Genomic DNA, 22,565 nt, shown 5'->3' with positions numbered 1-22,565 from the left:
GAACACACATCGAACATATAGTGTCCGTTCATGATTTGTTTTTAGTATGTTGCGGGCGACGCGATGATGGTCCGACTCCAAGGCGCTCTCAGCCGGTTTGTGCTCAAGGCGCAGCTCCTGGACTCGGACGACAACAAACTGGGGACCAGGTCGAGATGCTGACGCGCAAACAGTACGAACTTCTGCGGTTCATCAACGAGCGGCTCAAGGAAGCCGGCGTGCCGCCGTCCTTCGACGAGATGAAGGATGCGCTCGATCTGCGCTCGAAGTCCGGCATTCATCGCCTGATCACGGCGCTTGAGGAGCGCGGCTTCATCCGCCGGCTGCCCAACCGCGCCCGCGCGATCGAGGTGATCAAGCTGCCCGAACTGTCACAGGCCGCCAACAACCGCCGCGGCTTCACCCCATCGGTGATCGAGGGCAATCTCGGCAAGGTGCGCACCAGCAGTCCCGCGCTGGACGATGGCGAGCGCCCCGTCGCGGTGCCGGTGATGGGCCGCATCGCCGCCGGTACCCCGATCGAGGCGCTACAGACGCGCAGCCACACCATCAGCGTGCCCGCCGACATGCTCGGCAACGGCGATCACTATGCGCTCGAGGTGCGCGGCGACTCCATGGTCGATGCCGGCATCCTCGACGGCGACATGGCGCTGATCCAGCGCAACGAGACCGCCGACACCGGCGACATTGTGGTAGCGCTGATCGACGATGAGGAAGCGACGTTGAAGCGCTTCCGCCGCCGCGGCGCATCGATCGCGCTGGAGCCGGCCAACACCGCCTACGAGGTGCGCATCCTGCCGCCGAACCGGGTGAAGATCCAAGGCAAGCTGGTCGGGCTGTATCGCAAGTACTGATCGCGGACGCGATCGGTCGACCGGCGACGGGCGCACGCGCTTCGCCGCCGATCGAAATTGGTCACGCGCGAATGCACCTCAGGATGTGCAGCGCGGCATGCTCAAACGCTTGTGATCGCCCGCGGGCGCACGCGGTGCAGATCAGCGCAGAATTGCCGTGAAGCGCGCGCTAACATCACCATCGATGTCCACTCTGATAGAGGCCTGCGCCTGTCCGGGGGGAGCGTGGGTCGGCTATCTCTCAACGAGGAGCGATCCGATGTGTGACTACAGCCTCCATGCGGTTGCGTCCCGTCCCGCCAAGGTCGGCGAGACGTTGATCTCGACGACGTTTCGCGGCACCGCCACCCGCGGCTTCGCCCTCGAGAGCGAGCCGACCGTCGCAGTCTGCATGCTGCCCGGCACCGAGTTGGCATTTGTCGAGGACGTCCGCTACGACAGCCGCTGGCTCTGGACCCGGACGATCCGCGAGCGCGTCGCGAAGTTCAACAGCATCGAGACGCACATCCCCGATCGCCATCACGACGCGATCGAATTCGCCGACGGCCGCCACGTGCTGGTGACCCAGCTCTGCGAGGGCCAGCGCGTCACCGTGCTGCAATTGCCGGTCAGCAAGCAGCCGGCCGAGCGCCGCCCGGGCGTGGCGGAGGACGTTCCGGCTTCGCAGGCCACACCGATTCGCCGCATCAGCATTACCTGAGCGCCTGCGCGTCCGCATTTCTCTCGACATCGCATCGAATAGGAACGACATCCCTCGGCCGGCATTGTGTGCCGGGGGAGCTTGCCGCCGTGGTCAACAAGATCGATTGGAACAAGGCCGACCGGATCACCGAGCCCGGCCGCTACATGCTTGCGTTCGGATGGCTGACGGTCACGGCTGATGACATCGCCATCTGGCAACGATATCCGGGCGCTGCGTTTACGCTGGTCGAAGGTCCCTCGCTGTTCGATGCACCCGACGACACCGAGTATCATCTCGGCACGTTCGAGCTGTCCGGCGCTCAATCCTGCTCGCCCTGCTCCGTCTCCGGCGGCGTCGCGTCCTGAAGCCGCGACACCGGCGCACGCGGCGTCAGCGTCGTGTCGAACTCGCCGGCCTCGGCGGGCGCCGGCCACCACGGGCGGTCGGTGCCGCCGGCGCGCACCGGCGTGACGGAGAAGCCGGTGCCCCGCTGCACCAGCATCAAGGCGCCCTGCTGCTGCAGGCGCTGGCGATCGATGACGGCCGCCGCGCAAGATGACGGCGCGGCGCGCGCGGTGACAATCAGCGCGGCACGGGCGCAATCATCTTCGAGCGCCTCGGCGCGCAGGGTCAAGGCGGCGAATCGGCCGTCGGCCATCGCGACCACGCAGCCCGCCTCGTCGCAGGAGACGCCATCGGCGAGCGATGAATCCGCCGGCAGCCGGGCATCGGCGTCGGCCGCGAGCCACTCCTTGGTGGCGAACACGTCCTTGCCGGTGCGCATCACCTGCAGGCGTCCGTCACGGCCGCGCACCGCCACCGCGCGCCCATCGCCGGCGATCAGGACGTCGGGCAGCGGCGTCGTGGCGGCCCACGCGGTGGCCACCACGAGCCCGACGGCGCCCGACCAGCGCAGCGGTGTGCGCAGCAGGCCGATCAGGATGACGCCGAGGCTGGCCAGGATCAGCGGACCGATGCCGAAGCCCGGGATGCGCCCGACCGCGCCGGGCAGCGCCGCCACCCAGCGCGTCACCGCGATCATCCAGTCGATGCCGAGGCCCATCAGCGTCCACCAGGGACCGTCGAGCCCGAACGGCGCCGCCAGCAGGCCGAGCAGTCCGGCGGGCATCACCAGCACCGAAACCACCGGCATCGCCGCGAGATTGGCGAGCACGCCATAGGGCGTGACGCGATGGAAGTGGAACGCGGCATAGGGCGTGGTCGCAAGCCCCGCGATCAGCGAGGCCAGCAGCAGCATCGCGAGCTCGCGGCCGCCCCACAGCGCGATGCGCTGCGTCGTGGAGCTGTCCGGCGTCGCAAACAGTTTGGGCAGGCCGAACTGCACCAGCGCGACCAGGCCGAGCGTCGCCGCGAACGACATCTGGAAGCTCGGATGCACCAGCGCTTCGGGTGCCGCGATCAGCACGATCATCGCCGCGACCGCGAGCGTGCGGAAGGTGACGGCGCGGCGATCGACCATGACCGCGATCAGCACCACGGCCGTCATGAAGAACGATCTCTGCGTCGCGACCTCCGCGCCCGACAGCAGCAGGTAGAACGCCGCCGCGACCAGCGCTGCCGCGGCCGCCCATTTCTTGATCGGATGGCTGATGGTGAGGCCGGGGATCAGCGCAAGCAGCGCGCGCACGGCGAAGAACACGACGCCGGCGACGACGGCCATGTGATAGCCTGAGATCGACAGCACGTGGCCGAGGCCGGAGACGAACATCGCATCGTTGACATCGGGCGTGATGGCGTCGCGCCGACCGGTCAGCAGCGCGGTGGCGATGGCGCGCTCATCGCCCGTCAGGCGGGCGCGGATGCGTGCGTCGATCGCATCGCGCAGGCCCTGCATGGCCGCCGCATAGCCCAGGCCGAAGCCGGCGGCCTGCGGCGGCGGCGCCGTCGTGATCGCGCCCATCACGAAGCCGGAGGCGCCGATGCCCTGGAAGAACATGTCGCGCGCGAAGTCGTAGGATCCCGGCCGCACCGGGGCCATCGGCGGCAGCAGCCGCGCCTTGAGCTGCACGAAGCTGCCGACCTCGGGCGCCGTGCCCTTGCGCACCGCGAGCCGCACGCGCGCGATCGTGGCGGCGTTGCGCGGGCTCTCCATCGCGGCGACGCGCAGCACGATCCGATCGCTGCGCTCGCGGATGTCGCGCGCCTCGACGAAGCCGGACAGCGCCACGGAGTACAGCGGCCGCGCCAGCACCGGATGTGCGACACGCGCGGTCTTGATGGTCGCCGCGGCAAAGCCGCACGCTGCAGCTGCGATCATCACGGCAGCCGGAAACATCCGATGCCGCCGCATCATGACGGCGACGATGCAGAGCAGCGCGGCGGTGGTGGCGGCGATCCAGAGCACCGGCTCGTGATCGGCGGAGAAGTACAGCGCGATGCCGGCCCCGAACGCCACCGGCACCCAGGGCAGCAGCCGGCCCGCCCCGGCCTCCTCGACCGCCCAGCTCTTCAGGCGGGCGGCGAATGCCGACGACGCGCCGGACCCGATCGCGGGCCAGCCGCCGGCCAGCGCGCCGCGCGGCGGCCAGACATCGGCCATCGTGCCCGCGAGCCCGCGACGCCCTCCCGGCGGCCTGACCGGCTCCGCCATTGCCCACACCACCCGTTACTTCACGGGCATGGAGGCTAGCGAAACCACGGGGAATCCGACTAGCGGAACGAAACGAGAATCCAATCCCGGTGCCGGGAACGTCATTGGAACTTTCGGCACCGCACGGGCTTATGCGGGTATGGACCACCATGACAATGACGATCCCTTTGCCGACCTCGCGCTCGACACGGCGATCCACTTGCGCTGGACGTTGCGGGACATCAAGGCCCACCGGCTCACGCTCTCCCCCGTCGCCGACGATGATCTCTCGCTCCTCGCGGAGCGCGGCCTGGTCGAGGTCAGCGATGGCGTGCCAACGCTGACCGAGGCCGGCCTCGCAGCGATCAATTGAGCTGCGGCTGCGGTCCCCATCTCATCCCTTCGCGACCTCCTTCGCAAAGGTGTCGCGCAGGCCGATGGTGCGGTTGAACACGAGCTTGTCGGGCGTCGAATCCGGATCGCGGACGAAGTAGCCCTGGCGCTCGAACTGCATCGGCGCGTCCGAATTGCTCTCGGCGATCGCCGGCTCGATGCGGGCGTCGGTCAGGACCTCGAGTGAGTTGGGATTGAGATCGGCGGTGAAGTCGGCCGCATTGGGGCTCGGATTGGCGAACAGCTGATTGTAGATGCGAATCTCGGCTGTCAGCGACTGCGCAGCCGGCAGCCAGTGCATCGTCGCCTTGACCTTGCGTCCATCCGGCGCGTTGCCGCCCTTGGTCGCGGGATCATAGGTGCAACGCAGCTCGACGATCTCGCCGGCGTCGTTCTTGATGACGTCGCGGCACTTGATGAAATAGGCGTAGCGCAGCCGCACCTCGTTACCCGGCGACAGCCGGAAGAACTTCTTCGGCGGGTTCTCCATGAAGTCGTCCTGCTCGATATAGAGCTCGCGGCCGAAGGCGATCCTGCGCGTGCCGGCCGAGGGATCGTCGGGGTGGTTGATCGCCTCGAGCTCCTCGACCTGGCCTTCCGGATAATTCTCGATCACCACCTTCAGCGGCCGCAGCACGGCCATCCGACGCAGCGCCGTGCGGTTCAGCTCCTCACGAATGCAGAATTCGAGCATGCCGACATCGACGACGCTGTTGGCCTTGGCGATGCCGATGCGCTTGATGAACTCGCGCACCGCCGCCGGCGGCACGCCGCGCCGCTTCAGGCCGGCGATGGTCGGCATGCGCGGATCGTTCCAGCCGGAGACATGGCCGTCCTGCACCAGCCGCGTCAGCACGCGCTTCGACAGCAGCGTGTAGGTCAGGTTGAGCCGCGCGAACTCGTACTGGTGCGGATGCGACGGCACCGGCAGCTTGTCCAGGAACCAATCGTAGAGCGGCCGGTGGTCCTCGAACTCGAGCGTGCAGATCGAGTGCGTCACGCCCTCGATCGCGTCCGACTGCCCGTGGGCGTAGTCGTAGCTCGGATAGATCTTCCAGGCGTCGCCGGTGCGCGGGTGATGGGCGTGCATGATCCGGTACAGCACGGGGTCGCGCAGGTTGATGTTGCCGGCGGCCATGTCGATCTTGGCGCGCAGCACGCGCGCGCCGTTCGGGAATTCGCCGGCCTTCATGCGCCGAAACAGGTCGAGATTCTCCTCGACCGTGCGGTCGCGGAACGGGCTGTTCTTGCCGGGCTCGGTGAGCGTGCCGCGCGACAGGCGGATCTCCTCCTGCGACTGGTCGTCGACATAGGCGAGCCCGGCCTTGATCAGCCCTTCCGCCCAATCGTAGAGCCGCTCGAAATAATCCGAGGCGAAGAACAGGTTGTCGCCCCAGTCATAGCCGAGCCAGCGCACGTCGGCCTGGATGGAATCGATATATTCCTGCTCTTCCTTGGTCGGATTGGTGTCATCGAAGCGCAGATTGCAGCGGCCGCCGAACTCCTGGGCAATGCCGAAGTTGAGACCGATCGACTTGGCATGGCCGATATGCAGGTAGCCGTTCGGCTCCGGCGGGAACCGGGTGACGACCGTCTTGTGCCTGCCGCTGTCGAGATCGGCCTGGACGATGTCGCGGATGAAGTCGCGCCCTGCCTCTGCCGTCGCCGCCGTGTCTGTCGTCGTGGTCATCAAGAATATCCTGCTCCGGAATTTGGCAGCCTATCTGCCAAATCCGCTTCCCCCAAGGAAGGCTTTAGTTATGCGATAGGCCTGCTATACACCCCCCGCCCTTCATAGCCCCTGCCTGGATTTCGTGCTGCCGCCCATGACCTCCCCGATCGTCACGCGCTTTGCCCCCTCCCCGACCGGCTTTCTCCACATCGGAGGCGCCCGGACGGCCCTGTTCAACTGGCTGTATGCGCGGGGCCGCGGCGGCAAGATGCTGCTGCGGATCGAGGACACCGACCGCGAGCGCTCGACCACGGCGGCCATCGACGCCATCCTGGACGGCCTGAAATGGCTCGAGCTCGATTGGGACGGCGAGGTCATCTACCAATATAGCCGCGCCGCGCGCCATCGCGAGGTCGCCGAGCAACTGCTCGCCAGCGGCATGGCGTATCGCTGCTATGCCACCGCCGAGGAGCTGGCCGCGATGCGCGAAAAGGCGCGCGCGGAAGGCCGCACCCGGCTCTACGACGGCATGTGGCGCGACCGCGATCCGAAGGAGGCGCACGAAGGCGTCAAGCCGACGATCCGGCTGCGCGCGCCGCTGACCGGCGAGACCGTGATCGAGGATCAGGTGCAGGGCCGCGTGGTCTGGCAGAATGAGAACCTCGACGACCTCGTGCTGCTGCGAGGCGATGGCAATCCGACCTACATGCTGGCGGTGGTCGTGGACGACCACGACATGGGCGTCACCCACGTCATCCGCGGCGACGACCATCTGATCAACGCCGCGCGCCAGAAGCAGATCTACGATGCGCTCGGCTGGACGGTGCCGTCGATGTCGCACATCCCGCTGATTCACGGGCCGGACGGCTCGAAGCTGTCGAAGCGCCACGGTGCGCTCGGCGTCGACGCCTACCGTGCGATGGGATATTTGCCGTCGGCACTGCGCAATTACCTGGTGCGGCTCGGCTGGAGCCATGGCGACCAGGAGATCTTCTCGACCGAGGAGATGATCAAGGCGTTCGACCTGCCGGCGATCGGCCGCTCGGCGGCGCGGTTCGACTTCGCCAAGCTGGAAAATCTCAACGGCCACTACATCCGCCACAGCGACGACGCGGCGCTGGCGCGCCAGTTCGAGGACGTGCTGAATTACGTGCCGAACGGCGCGGCTCTCAAGGCCAAGCTCAACGACGCCACGCGCGCGCAGCTCATCCAGGCGATGCCGAGCCTCAAGGAGCGCGCCAAGACGCTCTTGGAGCTGATCGACGGCGCCGCCTTCATCTTTGCCGACCGGCCGCTTCCGATCGACGCCAAGGCCGCCGCCCTGCTGACGCCGGACAGCCGTGCCTTGATCGGCCGGCTGCATGAGGCGCTGGCCGCTGTCGAGTCCTGGAGCGGACCGGCCACGGAAGCCGCGCTGCGTGCGTTTGCTGAAGCCAACAATCTCAAGCTGGGCGCGGTGGCGCAGCCGCTGCGCGCGGCGCTCACCGGCCGAACCACCTCACCCGGTATTTTCGACGTTCTGGCGATCCTGGGGCGTGATGAATCCTTGGGCCGTCTGGAGGACCAGACCACCTCATAAGGTCGCATTGCTCCCCATCTTGCAGCGCACAGGGCAATACGATACGCATTTGCGCGGCACCCACTGGTTTTCCCGGCTCGGACATTCTTCATACGTTGCGGCGGGCTCGTTGACGGATGTTAGGGCCGAAGGACACTAGTAAGTATAAGATTCCAGTACGGTTTCGGATTTGACCTTCGCTTAAGCTGTTGGCAGCGACAGTGACGCGAATGTCAAAGCCACCGCACTAGATAAAGTCCACCTGCCCTGCCATCTCTCAAAAAGAACAAGGGCCAAGCCTAACGATCTCATCGGGGACAAACGATGGACGCAAAATCCGCAAGCAAGACCGCGACCCTCACCGTCGGCAACAAGAATTTCGATCTTCCGATCCTGAGCGGCACCGTGGGTCCCGACGTCATCGACATCGGCAAGCTCTACGCCCAGACCGGGATGTTCACCTATGACCCCGGCTTCACCTCGACCGGCAGCTGCCAGTCCAAGATCACCTATATCGACGGCGACGCCGGCGTCCTGGAATACCGCGGCTACCCGATCGAGCAGCTCGCCGAGAAGGGCGACTTCCTGGAAACCTGCTATCTGCTGCTGTACGGGGAGCTTCCGACCAAGGCCCAGAAGCAGGATTTCGACTATCGCGTGACCCATCACACGATGGTGCACGAGCAGATGTCGCGCTTCTTCCACGGCTTCCGCCGTGACGCGCATCCGATGGCGGTCATGGTCGCTTCGGTCGGCGCGCTCGCCGCGTTCTACCACGACTCTACCGACATCAATGATCCGAAGCAGCGCATGATCGCGTCGATGCGGATGATCGCCAAGATCCCGACCCTGGCGGCGATGGCCTACAAATACACCATCGGCCAGCCCTTCGTTTATCCGAAGAACTCGCTCTCCTTCGCCGAGAACTTCCTGAACATGTGCTTCGCGGTGCCGTGCGAGGAGTACAAGCCGAACCCGGTTCTCGCCGACGCGCTCGACAAGATCTTCATCCTGCACGCCGATCACGAGCAGAACGCCTCGACCTCGACGGTGCGCATCGCCGGCTCCTCGGGCGCCAACCCGTTTGCCTGCATCGCCGCCGGCATCGCCTGCCTGTGGGGTCCGGCACACGGCGGCGCCAACGAGGCCGCGCTGAACATGCTGGCCGAGATCGGCACCGTCGACAAGATTCCGGACTTCATCGCCAAGGTGAAGGACAAGAACAGCGACGTGCGCCTGATGGGCTTCGGCCATCGCGTCTACAAGAACTACGACCCGCGCGCCAAGATCATGCAGAAGATGTGTCACGCGGTGCTCAAGGAGACGGGCCACGCCGACGATCAGATGCTCAAGGTCGCGATGGAGCTCGAGAAGATCGCGCTCAGCGATCAGTACTTCATCGAGCGCAAGCTCTATCCGAACGTCGACTTCTACTCGGGCATCACCCTGAAGGCGATGGGCTTCCCGGTGTCGATGTTCACGGTGCTGTTCGCCGTCGCCCGCACCGTCGGCTGGATCAGCCAGTGGAGCGAGATGATCGAGGATCCGCAACAGAAGATCGGCCGTCCGCGCCAGCTCTACACCGGCGTCACGACGCGCAACTATGTCGACATGGACAAGCGCGGCTGAGCGCAGCGCAATTCCGCTCTCGAACGGCGCCGTCGATCCCGACGGCGCCGTTTCGTTTGTGAGGTCGCACCTTTCTGAGCATCTTTCTAACTCGCGGCACCAGTCGGGAGTGCATCAGGCCAGCGCCGCGAGATGAGACCTGAGCTGCTCGGCCCCATATGGCTTGGCAAGGAAGCGCGCGCCCGACGGCAATTCCGAAGGGGTCACCTGACCTGACGTCACCAGGAGCGCAACCGGGGGCCAGCGGTCCCTGATGACGGCGACCAACCGAAGGCCGTCCATCGAACCGGGCATTTGGATATCCGTGAAAACGACCGATACGCGGTCACATCGCTCGAGAAGCGAAATGGCCTGATCGGCGTCAACGGCCTCGATGACTTCGAAACCGAGGTCTCTGATCATGTCGACAGCGTTGGCGCGGATCAGACCCTCGTCCTCAACGACCAGAACTGTTTTTCTTGTGAGCCGACCGCGGGACACTCTGTCTCCTGTCCAATCTCATTCAATCGCACCACGATCCTTTTGTTCCGGCGAACGTTCCGGAGCTCAATGCGTTGAATGGTGCAAATTGAAGACACGACTTGCATCCTGGACCGGGGATCAGCTCGAGCATACGATGACGACCAATCCCAACCCGGACGTCGATGCTGTCCAGCAGCTCGACGCCGTTCCCAAAATTCTGGACTCGGTGAGCAGGATCACCGGGATGGGATTCGTTGCGGTCGCGCGCGTGACCTCGGATCGATGGGTCTGTTGTGCGGTCCGCGACGACATCAATTTCGGCCTGAAAGAGGGCGGCGAGCTGCGCGTCAAGACGACGATCTGCAGCGAGGTCCGGGAGCGCGGCGAAGCTGTCGTCATCGGTGACGTCGAGACGGATCGCATGTTTCGCGATCACCCGACGCCAAGGCTCTACGGCTTTCGCAGCTACATCTCCGCTCCGATCACCCTGTCCGACGGGACCATCTGGGGCACCCTGTGCGCGATCGATCCAGCGCCGCGCGAGCTGGACCGGCCCGAAATCCTCAGCACGTTTCAGCTGTTCGGGGAGTTGATCGCGGCCCAGCTGGAGCTTCATCAGCGCTTCGCGCTCAGTCAGGCCAGCCTCGGCCTCAGCGAGAAGAGCAGGTTTTCGACCGAGCAACGGCTCAAGATCACCGAGGCCGATCTGCTCGACGAGCGCCGGACCGCCGAGCTGAGAGAGCAATTCATCGGCGTTCTCGGCCATGACCTTCGCAATCCGCTGGCCTCGATCGACGCCGGAATGCGCGTGCTGCTCCGCAGTCAGGACAGCGCCAGAGCGCCCGAGATCATTTGCATGATTCAGAAATCAGTCATGCGCATGGCTGGACTGGTCGACAACATCATGGATTTCGCCCGGGGGCGCCTCGGCGGCGGCCTGACGATCAAGCCTGACGCGCGGCAACCGCTGGCGCCGGTGATCGAGCAGGTCGTCTCCGAGATCCGGCTGGCCTGGCCCGACCATGAGATCGAGACCCGGATCGACATCGCGGAGCCGGTCAAATGCGACCGCAGCAAGATCGGACAATTGTTCTCGAACCTGCTCGGCAATGCCATCTCCTACGGCGACAAGGACAAGCCGATCCTGGTCTCCGCGACCACGAGCGAAGGCTCTTTCTTGCTCGCCGTCACCAATCACGGACCGCCGATCTCGGACAAGGCGATGCAGAATCTGTTCAAGCCCTATATGCGCGGCGAGCGTCCAAGCCAGCATGGTCTCGGGCTTGGACTCTACATCGCTTCCGAGATTGCGCGAGCGCATGACGGCACGCTGCAGGCTACCTCGACCGAGGACAGAACGACCTTCGAATTCAAGATGCCGCTTCAGGCCTGATCAGCGCCGTCCGCTGCGCATCGTCGCCAGCACGATGTCGGCCGCGCGCACGCTTGGCGAGGCCGCGCCCGTGGACATGATCGCGTCGAGCCGATCGAATGCTTCGACCTGGCGCGCACGTATCGGACCGTCGCCCAGGAGATCGGCGAGAACGGGCGCGAGATTGTCGGCCGTGCAGGCCTCCTGAAGGAACTCCGGAATGACGTTCTCGCCGATCACGAGATTGGCGAGAATGACCGATTGCACGTTGACGACTCGCCGGAGAATAAATGCCTCGATCTCGCCGACGCGATACGCGGTCACCATCGGCACGCCGGACAGCGCGAGCTCCAGGGTTACCGTGCCGGACTTGGCGAGCGCGGCGCGCGCGCGCCTGAAGGCTGCCCGCTTCTCGGCCTCGCCCGTGATGATCTCCGGAGTGAGCGGCCAGTTTGCGACTCCAGCCCGCACCGCGGCTTCGAGATGCGGCGTGGTGGGCAGCACCGCTTCGAAGGCCAGGTTTTGGGCGCGCAGCCGCGCCAATGTCTCGCCGAACACGGCGATGTGGCGCGCGACCTCGCTGCGCCGGCTGCCGGGAAGCACCAGCAGAACGGGAGGGGCGGCATCCCGGCGCGCCTGCTCTGCCGCATTGGGGCGCAGGTTGGCGAGCTGCTCGATCAGGGGATGGCCGACATAGGTGCAGGGCGGACCATTGAGCCTTCGGAACGCCTCCGGCTCGAATGGCAGCAGGCCCAGCACGTGATCGACGTAGCCGCGCATCGCGCGCGCCCGGCCCGGGCGCCACGCCCATACGGTCGGTGCCACGTAGTTCACGATCGGAATCTCGGAATCGCGCGCGTGAACCCGCTTCGCCACGCGCTGGGTGAAGTCGGGACTGTCGATGATGACGAGCACGTCGGGCTGGGCCGCAACGATCGCGTCAACCGTGCCGCGGATCAGGCGGAGGATCTTGGGCAGTTGCTTCAGCACCGCCGCGAAGCCGACGATCGAGAGCTCCTCGATCGGAAACAGCGAGGCGAGCCCCTCGCGTGTCATGCCGCGGCCGCCGACGCCAGAGAATTCGACGCCGTCGCCGAGCCGCTGGCGCAGCACCTTCATCAGGCTGGCGCCGAGGCGATCCCCGGACTCTTCGGTCGCGACCAGGCAGATCCTGCGCATGGCCGCGCCTGCCAGAGGCCGCGCCGTCACGCAGTGACGCCCGTGATGAACACGCCTGCCCGATCGGCGGCAGCCACTGTCTCCTGGGGATCGGCGAGCAGCGTATAGGCGGCCGCGACGGCGACTCCGGCGAGACCCGCAGCTGAAAGCCCCTCGACGGTGCGCGGGCCGATGGTCGGCAGGTCGTAGCGAAGATCCTGGCCGGCCTTGGGCGCCTTCACCAGCACGCCGCGCCCGGCCGCAGCACGAATGCGGCGATCGGCACGCAGCCGCGCAACGCGGGCCAGCAGCCCGTCGGTGCCCTCGATGTCCTCGAGCGCAACGACGTGGCCGTCGATCACGACCACCGCCTGCCCGACATCGAACGGCGCCATCGCGCGCAGCACGGCGAGCCCCTTGGCGATGTCACCGGTCACCAGATCGTTGGGCCCGCTCCGCGTCAGCCGCCCTTCGGGCACGAGCAGATTGGGGGCGACGTCCTTGACGCCGATCATGTGAAAGCCGTGGCGCTCGAAGATGCGGCCAACGCCGGACAGCAGATGATCGTCGCCGCCACGAAAGGCCGACCAGATGTAGGGCAGCTCGCGCAGCGTGCCCCAGTCGAAACGGATCTCCGACACCGCCGGCCGAACGAGATTGCCGATGAACATCAGGTCGTGGCAGCCCTCGGCCTTGAGTAGCTTCAGGGCGTTGCCGAGCTGGCCGAGGCCGATCCAGTGATGCCGGAAGCGCGCCAGCGGCTTCGGATCGCAGATGCCCTTCAGGGCGAACAGCACCGGCGTCCGGCCGCGCGCGACGATCTCGTCGGCGACCGCAAAGGGCAGCACCCCGCCCGCGGCGATCATGCCGATCGGCGGCGTGGTCTCGGCGGCCGGCGCCCCCATCGCGCTCAAGGCTCGATCGTCGGCCTGCCGATCTCGGGCAGGCACAAGGCGCGATGTCGGCCGCCGTCGATGAAGGCGAGGATCTCGGCAATGGCAGGATCCTCACCAGCGAGCGGCCGCACCGCCGCGAGGCGGTCGGCGAACACGCCGGGACCGTGGAACAGCTTCTGGTAGAAGGCACGCACCGTGGCGAGGCGCTCGCGGGTGAACTTGCGGCGCTTCATGCCGATCACGTTGAGGCCTTCGAGCGCGGCATACTGGCCGTTGACTAGGCCATACGGAATGATATCCCCGCGCACGCCGCAGACGCCGCCGACCATCACGCCATGGCCGATGCGGGTGAACTGATGCACCGCCGAGAGACCGCCGATGTAGACGGAATCGCCGACCTCGACATGGCCGCCGAGTGTGGCCGAGGTCGCGAAGATCACGTTGTCGCCGACGACGCAATCGTGGGCGACATGGGCATTGTTCATGAAGAACCCGGAATTGCCGACCTTGGTCAGGCCGCCGCCCTTGGTGGTGCCGATGTTCATCGTCACGCCTTCGCGGAAGGTGCAGCCGGAGCCGATCTCGAGCCGATGCGGCTCGCCGCGATAGCTGAGATCCTGCGGCGCGCCGCCGAGCACGACGAAGGGCGAGATCACGTTGTCGTCGCCGAGCGTGGTGTGGCCCATGATCTGGACGTGGCTGATCAGCCTGCAGTTCGCCCCGATCACGACGTTGGGGCCGACGATGCAATAAGGACCGATCACGGTGCCCTCACCGATGACGGCGCCATCCTCGACGCGTGCGGTGGGATCAATCTTGCTCATGTCGACGCAATCAACTTTCTACCAGCCTGTCAGTCGGTCAGCATCGCGCCGACATCGGCCTCGGCGACGACGACGCCGTCGACCTTGGCATCGCCGTGGAACCACCACATCGTCTTGCGCCGGCCGATCGAGCGCATGTGGTACTCGATGGTCTGGCCCGGCAGCACCGGCTTGCGGAACTTGCACTTGTCGATGGTGAGGAAATACACCGCGCGCGGCTTTTCCGTGCCCTCGACCGACTTGATGCCGATCACGCCGGCGGTCTGGGCCATGCCCTCGATCATCAGCACGCCCGGATAGACCGGCCGCTCCGGAAAGTGCCCCTGGAAGCAGGGCTCGCCGATCGAGACGTTCTTGACGCCGATGCCGCTGTAGTCGGCCCGGATGTTCTTCACGCGGTCGATCAGGAGAAATGGATAACGGTGCGGCAGCGTCTTGAGAATCTCGTTGATGTCGACGTCCGCAAACCTGATGGGTGACTCCTCCATCACTCCCGTCCCTCGTCCCTGTTCGTCGCGGTCGAATCTCGCACCAGCCGTTCCACCGCAACGATCTCGCGGAACCACTGCTTGGTCGGCTTGGCGAAGAAACCGCCCCACCGGCCGTTCGGCGGAATGTCGTCCTTGACGCCGCTCATCGCGGTCACCTGCGCACCATCGCCGATCGTCAGGTGATTGTTGATGCCAACCTTCGCCCCGAGCGCGACGTTGTCGCCGATCGTGAGACTTCCTGCCAGCCCGATCTGGGCCGCCAGCAGGCAATGCCGCCCGATTGTGACATTGTGGCCAATCTGCACCTGGTTGTCGATCTTGGTGCCTTCGCCGATGACCGTGTCGCGCAGGCTGCCCCGGTCGATCGTCGTGCCGGCGCCGACCTCGACATGATTCTGGATCAGAACCCGCCCGGTCTGCGGCACCTTGGTGTGCCCGTCCGCGCCGAAGAAGATGAAGCCGTAGCCATCCTGGCCGATGCTGCAGCCAGGATGGATCAGGACGTCGTTGCCGATCAGCGCGCACTGGATGACGGTGCGGGCGCCGACATTGCAGTCACGACCGATCTTGACGTGGGGGCCGATCACGGCACCCGCACCAACGATCGTCCCCGAGCCGATCTCGACATGGGCGCCGATCACCGCCAGCGGCTCGACGATGACGCCGTCCTCCAGCCGCGCGGTGGGATCGATGATGGCTTGGGGCGAAATTCCATCGTCGCCGAACCAGGGCTGCGGCCGCAGTGCGTCGGCATGGAACTCACGCGCGAGCTGCACGAAGGCGCGGAACGGCTGATTGGCGCGAAGCACTGCGACATGGGACGGCACGCGCGCCTCGAATCGCGGACTGACCAGGCAGGCGCCCGCTTTGGTCCCGGCGAGCTGGCCTGCGTATTTGAGGTTGTCGAAGAACGCCAGATGCATCGGGCCGGCCTCGTCGAGCGACGCCAGTCCCTTGACGACCTGCTCGCCGCGGGATGGGTCGACCAGGGTGGCCTTGGCGGCGGCGGCGATCGCCGCCAGGGTCGTGGGCGGCGGCGATTGGAAGAAGGTCGGCTGGGCCATTCCGTCGTACTCTCAAGACAAAAAGTCAGAGCCCGGCTCCGGTGTCCCGGAACCGAGCTCCCATTTCTTACACCGGCGAGGTTGGTCGATGCCAACCCGGATTCGATCGGCCCAGGCTCAGAACGAGGTACCGCCGCCGAACCGGAATTCCTGCGTCCGGTCGAACTGACCCTTGGTGAGCGGGATCGCGTAGTCGAAGCGCAGCGGACCGAACGGCGACGCCCACACCAGACCCACGCCGACCGAGGTCCGAACCGTATTCTGGTCGTTGAACTGCAGGCCAAGGCAGGTGCCGGCGTTGTTCGGGTTGCGCGTCGGCTTGATACAGCCGGGGGTATTAACCTCGCCCGTCGCAGCCCAGGACGTCGGCCCCTGATAGCCCCACAGGCCGCCAGCGTCGGCGTAAACGGCACCCTTCAGGCCCGTCTCCTTGGGCAGGAACCAGAACGGCATCTGCAGTTCGAGCGAAGCACCCCAGTACTTGGTGCCGCCCAGCGCGTCCTGCGTGCCGAACGGATTGATATCGCGCGGACCAATGCCGTTCGGAGCGAAGCCGCGCACCAAGTTCGGACCCATCTGGAAGTGATCGAGCATGCGCAGCTGCGTATTGCCGATCTTGTTCAGGATGCCGCCCTGGAGGTGAACGATGCTGACGATGTCCGACACCAGCGGGGTGAAGTACTTCGCATCGAACGCGGTCTTCAGGTACGACACGTCGCCGCCGACGCCCGCGAAGTCCTGCTTGAAGTCGACCAAGAGGCCGTCGGTCGGGTTCTTGTTGTTGTCGAGCGTGTTGTAGTTCAGCGTGTAGCCGAGTGCCGAGGTCAGCGTCGCGCCGTTCGCCAGTTCCTGGCGGACCGGCAGCGAGGCCTCACCGTTGGCGAAGCAGCCCAGGCCGTTGTTGCCGGTCGGATCGACGCCGCCATTGGCGTTGATGAAGGCCGGGGTCGGGTTGAACGGCACGAAGCGGTTGCCGATCAGGGTGCCGGCGGCCAAGTTGTTACAGTCCGACAGCGTCGCCGGCAGCGAGATCTCCTGGCGGTAGATCGAGTAGCGCAGTTGCAGCGACAGGTCTTCACGCAGCTGGAAGCCGAGGCGCGGGCTGAAGCCGAGCGTCTTGGTGCCGTAGGAGATGAAGTTGTTGGCGAGCTGCTGGCGCTGATACAGGTCGAGGCCGAGCGCGACCCGGTAGTCGAGCAGATAGGGCTCGACGAAGGACAGCGAGTAGCCGCGGGCGAACTGTCCGTAGGTCACCGACGCCTTGGCGAACAGGCCGCGGCCGAGGAAGTTGCGCTCGGAGATCGAGACCTCAGCGAGCGCACCGTCCGTGGTCGAATAACCGCCGGAGATCGAGAAGTCGCCGGTCGACTTCTCTTCCAGGTTGACGTTCAGGACCACGCGGTCGCTCGAAGAGCCCGGCTCGGTCACGATCTTCACGTCCTTGAAGAAGTCGAGGTTCTTCAGGCGGCGCTCGGCACGGTCGACCAGGGCGCGATTGTAGGCGTCGCCCTCGGAGATGTCGAACTCGCGGCGAATGACGTAGTCACGGGTGCGGGTGTTGCCGCGAATGTTGATGCGCTCGATATAGGTGCGCGGGCCCTCGTCGACGGCGAACACGACCGACACGGTGTGGGCCTCGAAGTTGCGATCGCCGCGCGGACGGACCACCGCGAACGCGTAGCCGCGCCGCGAGGCCTCGATCTGCATTTCCTCGACCGACTTCTCGATGTTCTCGACGTTGTAGAGCGAACCGACGCTGACGCGCGAATAGCCGCGCAGCGTGGTGGCGTCGAGCGTCGCGATCGACGACTGGAAGTCGACCGAACCGACCCGGTACTGCTGGCCTTCCTCGATCTTGAAGGTCACGAGGAAGCCCTTGCGCTCCGGATCGTACTCGCTGAGCGCGGCCACGACCTGCACGTCGGCATAGCCATTCTTCAGGTAGAAGCGGCGAATGAGGTCGCGGTCGGCCTCGACACGGTCCGGATCGTAGACGTCGCCCGAGCCGAGGAAGCTCAGGAGGTTGGTCTCGCGGGTCTTGATGACGTCCTTGAGGCGATAGGACGAGAAGGCGTTGTTGCCGACGAACTCGATCGACTTCACGCCGGTCTTGGCACCTTCCTCGACCGTGAAGATCAGGTCGACGCGGTTGTTCGGCTGCTCGATCATTTCCGGCGTGACGCGCACGTCGTAACGGCCCGAGCGGCGGTAGATCTCCGCGATGCGCTGGGCGTCGGACTGCACCATCGGGCGCGACAGCGTGCCGCGCGGCTTCGACTGCACTTCCGCCTGGAGCTGCTCGTCCTTGACCTTCTTGTTGCCCTCGAACGCGACGCGGCCGATCACCGGGTTCTCGACGACCGTGACGATCAGGCGCCCACCCTGGCGATTGATCTTCACGTCGGAGAACAGGCCGGTCTCGATCAGCGCCTTGAGGCCGTCGTCGACCCGGCCGGCGTCGAGCGTCCCGCCGGGGCCCGGCTTGAAGTACGAGCGGATGGTCTCCAGCTCGACGCGGCGGTTACCGACCACTTCGATCGAGTTGACCGTCTGAGCCGCAGCTGGCGACGAAAGAACCACGCTCGCCAGCGGCAAAGCCACCGGTCCGGCGAACATGATAAAGGCGGCCGCCAAGCCCCCCCGCACCCGCAATCCGAACTTCATGCGCTACGCGCCCTTATATTCCGTTGCCGGTTCCGTACCCCTACGAACCCGACAGATTCCCATTTGTCGTTCGCTTGTAGCCAATTTGGACCCGACGGCAAACGCCGGATCTCTCTGAATTTTCAAATTCGTTTCAAAACGTTGCCCATCGGCCACGTCGTAAAAAAGCCGCGCTCAGGACCCGGCGAGGTGAAGGATATCGTTATAGGTTGCAAAGACCATGAGCATGAGGACCAGCCCGAGGCCGATTCGGAACCCCATCTCCTGCGCCCGCTCGGACAGCGGCCGGCCGCGGACGGCCTCGACCCCGTAGAACAACAGGTGCCCGCCATCGAGCAGCGGAACCGGGAACAGATTCAGGAGCCCGATCGAGACCGAAAGCGTCGCGCAGAGTTGCACAACGAACTGGAATCCGAGGCTGGCCGCCTGCCCCGAGAGTTGTGCGATTCGGATCGGTCCGCCGACGTCGCCGGCACTCCCGGCGCCCGCGAACAGCGAGGCGATGAACTTGAAGGTCGTGGAGATGATGAACCAGACCTGCTCGAAGCCGATCTTGATCGATTCGAGGAACCCGACCGGGATCGACCGCGATTCGTCCGGCTTGGCGTTGTACTGGATGCCGAGCACGCCGATCCGATGGCTGTTGCCGAACAGGTCCTTGACCTCCTTCAGCGCCGGCGTCGCCTTCAGGGTGAGCTCCGTGCCGTCACGCTTGATCAGGAAGGACAATTCCGTGCCGGCGTTGACCGAGACGACCCGCTGCATGTCGGCGAAGGTCTCGATCGCCCGGCCATCGATGGCAGCGATGACGTCACCGTCCTTGAAGCCGGCGGCGGCTGCGACGCTGTCCGGCTGCACCGCATCGACCCGCGGGGTCGTGTTCGGCTTGCCGAAATACAGCGCCATGCCAGCGAAGATGATGACCGCCAGGATGAAGTTGGCGATCGGGCCGGCCGCGACGATCGCAGCGCGCTGGCCGACGGTCTTGTGGTGGAAGCTGTCGGCGCGCTCCTCGGCCGTCATCTTGGCGAGCGCCTCGGCCGACGGCGTCGAGGCCTCGGATTCGTCGCCGAAGAACTTCACGTAGCCGCCGAGCGGGATCGCCGAGATCTTCCAGCGGGTGTTGTGGCGGTCGTTGAAACCGATCAGTTCTGGGCCAAATCCGAGCGAAAACGTCAACACCTTCACGCCGGCCCAGCGCGCGATCAGGAAATGGCCGAGCTCATGGAAGAACACCACGATCGTCAGCACGAACAGGAACGGGACGATGTAGCCGAGAAGGCCATGGCTCAACGTATTGAAGATATGGTGGAAAAATTCCGACATCGATGACCTTCCCGATGGGCCAGTGGCCCGTCCAACCCTTTAAGATGCTTTTGCGGCGATTTGAGGCAAGAGGCCGGAGGCCCTTTTTCGCGCGTCATGGTCAATAGCGATGGCGTCGTCCGCCGAGGTCAACGGTGCCATATTACCCGATCGGGTCCACGCTTCGAGGGTCGCCTCGACCAGTCGGGCAATGGCACCGAACCGGATATGACCAGCGATGAAGGCCGCGACGGCGACTTCGTTGGCCGCATTGAACACCGTCGTCGCGCCGCGCCCGGTGCGCAGCGAATCGTAGGCCAGCCGCAGACCGGGGAACCGCTCGAAGTCCGGCGCCTCGAAGGTCAGCGTGCCGATCTTGGCGAGATCGAGCCGGGCCGACGGGCCCTTGATACGCTCCGGCCAGCCAAGGCAGTGGGCGATCGGAATGCGCATGTCGGGCGCGCCGAGCTGCGCCACCACCGAGCGATCCGAGAACTCGACCATGCCATGGACGATGGACTGCGGGTGGACCAGGACGTCGATCTCGTCGGGCGAAAGCGCGAACAGGTAGGACGCCTCGATCACCTCGAGGCCCTTGTTCATCATCGAGGCCGAATCGATCGTGATCTTCTGGCCCATGCTCCAGTTCGGATGCTTCAGCGCCTGCGCCAAGGTCGCCTGCTCGATGTCACCAGCCGCCCAGGTGCGGAACGGACCGCCGGAGGCGGTGATGATCACCCGCACCAGCTCCTCGCGATTGCCCGAGGACAGCGCCTGGAACAGCGCGTTGTGTTCCGAATCGGCCGGCAGGATGCAGGCGCCGGCCCGGGCGGCCCGCTCCATGAAGAAGTCGCCGGCACAGACCAAGCATTCCTTGTTGGCGAGCGCCACGGTCGCGCCGCGGTCCACCGCGGCGAGCGCCGGCTTGAGGCCGGCGGCGCCGGAGACGGCGGCCATGACCCAGTCGGCGGGACGGGCTGCCGCCTCGATGATGGCGCTCTCCCCTGCCCCGCATTCGATCCCGGTGCCCGCCAGTGCGTCACGCAGCTCATCGAGCCCCGCCGGATCGGCCACCGCGACGAAGCGCGGGCTGAACTCCCGGGCCAGCTTCACCAGGCCCTGGACGTTGCTGTTGCCGGTCAGCGCCTCGACCCGGTAGCGCTCCGGCGCGCCGCGCACGAGATCCATGGTCGAATCGCCGATCGAGCCGGTGGCGCCGAGCACGGTGACGCTGCGCACCTCCGCGAGACCGGCCTTGTTGTTCCGCAATGGTACTGCGCTCATGTTCTCACCAAAACATTATCGACCGGTCAGCCGCGCTGCCGATCACCAAACCAGAAGACCGCGGCCGACGCCATCGAGGCCGCCGCGCAGCAAACCGAGCAATGCGGCGACAACGATTGCCGCGACATAGCCGTCCAGGCGATCCATTAGGCCGCCATGGCCGGGAATGATGTGACTGGAGTCCTTGACCCCGAAGTGCCGCTTCACCGCAGATTCGAGCAGGTCACCGAGCTGCGAGACCACCGACAGCGCCGCGGCCAACACGAGCATCGTCACCAGTCCGCCGGCGCCGGCCATCGACCAGCCGGCCGCAGCGATGAGGCTGGCAACGAAGCCGCCGATCGCGCCGGCCCAGGTCTTGTTCGGGCTGATCCGCGGCGCGAGCTTTGGCCCGCCGATGCTGCGGCCCGCAACATAACCGCCGATGTCGCTGGCCCAAACGACCAGAAACACCAGCACCAGCGCATGCCATCCCTCGGCGGCATCGAAGCGCACCAGCACCGAGCCGAGCTCGGCAGCGGCGGCGTAGGCGAAGCCGGCGGCCACCCAGGCGCGGCGTCCCGCATCAGCCAGCGCCGTGACCACGACGAGGCCAAGGGCGAGCACGACGACGGCGAAGTCGATCAGGCCGAATGCGCAGCAAATGCCGGCAACGCCGATGGCCAGGGCTCCGGCCGTGCCGACGCTGGCCTTGCGGACCTCGCCCACCACCATCAGCCATTCGAGATACAGGCCGACCGCAACGATCGTGACCAAAGTGGTCCAGAACACGCCACCGCCATAGGCAGCGCCCAGCGCCAGCGGCACCAGCACCAGCGCCGCCGCAACCCGCATCACCAGATTGCTGGGCGCAGCCTGTTTCGGCTGCCCGCCGGCGTCTCTCACGGCTGCGGTGTCCGGTTTGGTCACGAGGCGGTTTTCGCCACGAGACCGCCGAAGCGGCGTTCACGCCGGCCGAACTCGGCGATCGCGCCCTCCAGCGCGGCCTTGTCGAAATCGGGCCAATGGATCGGCACGAACACCAGCTCGCTATAGGCCGCCTGCCACATCAGGAAGTTCGACAGCCGCTGCTCGCCGCTGGTGCGGATGATGAGATCGGGATCGGGAACATCGGGCGCATCGAGATGGGCACCGATCGCGTCGGCATCGATTGAGGCCGGATCGCGCCGGCCCTCGGCGACCTCGCGCGCCAGAAGCTGGGCCGCGCGCGCGATCTCCTGGCGCGAGCCGTAGTTGAACGCCACCACCAGCGTCAGCTTGGTGTTGCCCCGGGTCAGCTCCTCGGCCTCGCTGAGGAGCGCGCAGATATCGGTCTCCAGCCCGTCGCGCTCGCCGATCACCCGGACCCGAACGCCGTCGCGATGAAGCGTGGCGAGATCGTTGCGGATGAAGCGGCGCAACAGGCCGAACAGGTCGCCGATCTCGCTCGCCGGGCGCGACCAGTTCTCCGACGAAAACGAGAAGATGGTGAGATAGCGAATGCCGAGCTCAGGCGCGGCGCGCACCACGCGGCGCAATGCCTCGACGCCGCGGCGATGCCCTTCCGCTCGCGGCAGCCCGCGCGCCGCAGCCCAGCGACCGTTGCCATCCATGATGATGGCAACGTGGGCCGGGCCGTCGGAGCGTTCCGGCGCCTCCGTCACGGGGGCCGCGGCATTGGACATCAA

General features: G+C 65.9%; 20 protein-coding genes. 7 read left to right on the top strand and 13 right to left on the bottom strand.

The features are described 5' to 3' along the window. Nucleotides 1–155 precede the first annotated feature (155 nt). From lexA to QW881_RS15495, 3 genes are all read left to right on the top strand, one after another. The gene (lexA, locus tag QW881_RS15505) at nucleotides 156–854 is read left to right on the top strand and encodes a transcriptional repressor LexA (protein ID WP_315756715.1); all 699 of its coding nucleotides are present in this window, start codon (nucleotides 156–158) and stop codon (nucleotides 852–854) included. A 259-nt stretch (nucleotides 855–1,113) separates the two neighbouring features. Further along, entirely contained in the window at nucleotides 1,114–1,554 is a 441-nt protein-coding gene (locus QW881_RS15500; protein ID WP_315738216.1) for a hypothetical protein, read from the top strand. 89 nt (nucleotides 1,555–1,643) lie between these two features. Beyond that, complete coding sequence (locus QW881_RS15495; RefSeq protein WP_315756716.1) at nucleotides 1,644–1,901, top strand: hypothetical protein; 258 nt, start codon at nucleotides 1,644–1,646, stop codon at nucleotides 1,899–1,901. Here the strand turns inward: QW881_RS15495 and QW881_RS15490 are convergent. Then, entirely contained in the window at nucleotides 1,856–4,147 is a 2,292-nt protein-coding gene (locus QW881_RS15490) for a ComEC/Rec2 family competence protein (protein ID WP_315756717.1), read from the bottom strand. The two genes, QW881_RS15495 and QW881_RS15490, sit on opposite strands and share 46 nt — an antisense overlap. A 139-nt stretch (nucleotides 4,148–4,286) precedes the next feature. On the opposite strand from QW881_RS15490, the gene QW881_RS15485 reads away from it, so the two are divergent. Next, a complete protein-coding gene (locus QW881_RS15485) occupies nucleotides 4,287–4,499 on the top strand; it encodes a hypothetical protein (RefSeq protein ID WP_315738219.1) in 213 nt (70 codons plus the stop codon). 21 nt (nucleotides 4,500–4,520) lie between these two features. Here the strand turns inward: QW881_RS15485 and QW881_RS15480 are convergent, their stop codons facing one another. Continuing rightward, nucleotides 4,521–6,209, bottom strand: coding sequence for a glutamine--tRNA ligase/YqeY domain fusion protein (locus tag QW881_RS15480; RefSeq protein WP_315756718.1), 1,689 nt, complete (start codon nucleotides 6,207–6,209; stop codon nucleotides 4,521–4,523). 136 nt (nucleotides 6,210–6,345) lie between these two features. Between QW881_RS15480 and gltX the strand changes: the two genes are divergently transcribed. Both gltX and gltA read left to right on the top strand, forming a co-directional pair. Beyond that, nucleotides 6,346–7,770 (top strand): glutamate--tRNA ligase, encoded by a 1,425-nt coding sequence (gltX, locus tag QW881_RS15475; RefSeq protein WP_315756719.1) that lies wholly within the window; start codon nucleotides 6,346–6,348, stop codon nucleotides 7,768–7,770. Between the two features lie 303 nt (nucleotides 7,771–8,073). Next, a complete protein-coding gene (gene gltA / locus QW881_RS15470; RefSeq protein ID WP_315738222.1) occupies nucleotides 8,074–9,378 on the top strand; it encodes a citrate synthase in 1,305 nt (434 codons plus the stop codon). A gap of 114 nt (nucleotides 9,379–9,492) precedes the next feature. Here the strand turns inward: gltA and QW881_RS15465 are convergent, their stop codons facing one another. Continuing rightward, a complete protein-coding gene (locus QW881_RS15465; RefSeq protein ID WP_315756720.1) occupies nucleotides 9,493–9,858 on the bottom strand; it encodes a response regulator in 366 nt (121 codons plus the stop codon). 136 nt (nucleotides 9,859–9,994) lie between these two features. Here QW881_RS15465 and QW881_RS15460 point away from each other — a divergent pair, with 136 nt between their 5' ends. Then, nucleotides 9,995–11,233 (top strand): GAF domain-containing sensor histidine kinase, encoded by a 1,239-nt coding sequence (locus QW881_RS15460; RefSeq protein ID WP_315756721.1) that lies wholly within the window; start codon nucleotides 9,995–9,997, stop codon nucleotides 11,231–11,233. On the opposite strand, the gene lpxB is transcribed toward QW881_RS15460, so the two are convergent. The 10 genes from lpxB to QW881_RS15410 all read right to left on the bottom strand — a co-directional run bounded on the left by lpxB (nucleotide 11,234) and on the right by QW881_RS15410 (nucleotide 22,562). Next, entirely contained in the window at nucleotides 11,234–12,391 is a 1,158-nt protein-coding gene (lpxB, locus tag QW881_RS15455; protein ID WP_315756722.1) for a lipid-A-disaccharide synthase, read from the bottom strand. Nucleotides 12,392–12,417: 26 nt separating this feature from the next. Further along, a complete protein-coding gene (locus tag QW881_RS15450) occupies nucleotides 12,418–13,275 on the bottom strand; it encodes an LpxI family protein (RefSeq protein WP_315756767.1) in 858 nt (285 codons plus the stop codon). Between the two features lie 5 nt (nucleotides 13,276–13,280). Further along, complete coding sequence (gene lpxA / locus QW881_RS15445) at nucleotides 13,281–14,090, bottom strand: acyl-ACP--UDP-N-acetylglucosamine O-acyltransferase (RefSeq protein ID WP_315756723.1); 810 nt, start codon at nucleotides 14,088–14,090, stop codon at nucleotides 13,281–13,283. A gap of 29 nt (nucleotides 14,091–14,119) precedes the next feature. After that, complete coding sequence (gene fabZ, locus QW881_RS15440) at nucleotides 14,120–14,578, bottom strand: 3-hydroxyacyl-ACP dehydratase FabZ (protein ID WP_284418776.1); 459 nt, start codon at nucleotides 14,576–14,578, stop codon at nucleotides 14,120–14,122. Further along, the gene (gene lpxD / locus QW881_RS15435; protein ID WP_315756724.1) at nucleotides 14,578–15,645 is read right to left on the bottom strand and encodes a UDP-3-O-(3-hydroxymyristoyl)glucosamine N-acyltransferase; all 1,068 of its coding nucleotides are present in this window, start codon (nucleotides 15,643–15,645) and stop codon (nucleotides 14,578–14,580) included. Before lpxD ends, fabZ begins: the two co-directional genes overlap by 1 nt. Nucleotides 15,646–15,762: 117 nt before the next feature. After that, entirely contained in the window at nucleotides 15,763–18,309 is a 2,547-nt protein-coding gene (bamA, locus tag QW881_RS15430; RefSeq protein ID WP_315756725.1) for an outer membrane protein assembly factor BamA, read from the bottom strand. 174 nt (nucleotides 18,310–18,483) lie between these two features. Then, nucleotides 18,484–19,635 (bottom strand): RIP metalloprotease RseP, encoded by a 1,152-nt coding sequence (gene rseP / locus QW881_RS15425; RefSeq protein ID WP_315756726.1) that lies wholly within the window; start codon nucleotides 19,633–19,635, stop codon nucleotides 18,484–18,486. 39 nt (nucleotides 19,636–19,674) lie between these two features. Then, nucleotides 19,675–20,898, bottom strand: a complete 1,224-nt coding sequence (gene dxr, locus QW881_RS15420; protein WP_315756727.1) for a 1-deoxy-D-xylulose-5-phosphate reductoisomerase — start codon at nucleotides 20,896–20,898, stop codon at nucleotides 19,675–19,677. 42 nt (nucleotides 20,899–20,940) lie between these two features. Further along, nucleotides 20,941–21,807, bottom strand: coding sequence for a phosphatidate cytidylyltransferase (locus QW881_RS15415; protein WP_315756728.1), 867 nt, complete (start codon nucleotides 21,805–21,807; stop codon nucleotides 20,941–20,943). After that, nucleotides 21,804–22,562, bottom strand: coding sequence for an isoprenyl transferase (locus QW881_RS15410; RefSeq protein WP_315756729.1), 759 nt, complete (start codon nucleotides 22,560–22,562; stop codon nucleotides 21,804–21,806). The genes QW881_RS15415 and QW881_RS15410 overlap by 4 nt, the downstream gene beginning before the upstream one ends. Between the last annotated feature and the right edge of the window lie 3 nt (nucleotides 22,563–22,565).

Source organism: Bradyrhizobium sp. SZCCHNS3016, from assembly GCF_032484535.1.
Lineage (GTDB): Bacteria > Pseudomonadota > Alphaproteobacteria > Rhizobiales > Xanthobacteraceae > Bradyrhizobium.
Note: the sequence above shows the minus strand (reverse complement) of the source record. Positions and strands in the feature narration are given on the sequence as shown.

Bases quoted from the DNA above. Each gene is read 5' to 3' on its own strand.
- QW881_RS15490 (WP_315756717.1), bottom strand. From the start codon at position 4,147: ATGGCGGAGCCGGTCAGGCCGCCGGGAGGGCGTCGCGGGCTCGCGGGC.
- dxr (WP_315756727.1), bottom strand. From the start codon at position 20,898: ATGAGCGCAGTACCATTGCGGAACAACAAGGCCGGTCTCGCGGAGGTG.
- QW881_RS15410 (WP_315756729.1), bottom strand. From the start codon at position 22,562: ATGTCCAATGCCGCGGCCCCCGTGACGGAGGCGCCGGAACGCTCCGAC.
- QW881_RS15450 (WP_315756767.1), bottom strand. From the start codon at position 13,275: ATGGGGGCGCCGGCCGCCGAGACCACGCCGCCGATCGGCATGATCGCC.
- QW881_RS15485 (WP_315738219.1), top strand. From the start codon at position 4,287: ATGGACCACCATGACAATGACGATCCCTTTGCCGACCTCGCGCTCGAC.
- QW881_RS15480 (WP_315756718.1), bottom strand. From the start codon at position 6,209: ATGACCACGACGACAGACACGGCGGCGACGGCAGAGGCAGGGCGCGAC.
- lpxB (WP_315756722.1), bottom strand. From the start codon at position 12,391: ATGCGCAGGATCTGCCTGGTCGCGACCGAAGAGTCCGGGGATCGCCTC.
- fabZ (WP_284418776.1), bottom strand. From the start codon at position 14,578: ATGGAGGAGTCACCCATCAGGTTTGCGGACGTCGACATCAACGAGATT.
- rseP (WP_315756726.1), bottom strand. From the start codon at position 19,635: ATGTCGGAATTTTTCCACCATATCTTCAATACGTTGAGCCATGGCCTT.
- gltA (WP_315738222.1), top strand. From the start codon at position 8,074: ATGGACGCAAAATCCGCAAGCAAGACCGCGACCCTCACCGTCGGCAAC.
- gltX (WP_315756719.1), top strand. From the start codon at position 6,346: ATGACCTCCCCGATCGTCACGCGCTTTGCCCCCTCCCCGACCGGCTTT.
- lpxD (WP_315756724.1), bottom strand. From the start codon at position 15,645: ATGGCCCAGCCGACCTTCTTCCAATCGCCGCCGCCCACGACCCTGGCG.
- lpxA (WP_315756723.1), bottom strand. From the start codon at position 14,090: ATGAGCAAGATTGATCCCACCGCACGCGTCGAGGATGGCGCCGTCATC.
- bamA (WP_315756725.1), bottom strand. From the start codon at position 18,309: ATGAAGTTCGGATTGCGGGTGCGGGGGGGCTTGGCGGCCGCCTTTATC.
- lexA (WP_315756715.1), top strand. From the start codon at position 156: ATGCTGACGCGCAAACAGTACGAACTTCTGCGGTTCATCAACGAGCGG.
- QW881_RS15460 (WP_315756721.1), top strand. From the start codon at position 9,995: ATGACGACCAATCCCAACCCGGACGTCGATGCTGTCCAGCAGCTCGAC.
- QW881_RS15500 (WP_315738216.1), top strand. From the start codon at position 1,114: ATGTGTGACTACAGCCTCCATGCGGTTGCGTCCCGTCCCGCCAAGGTC.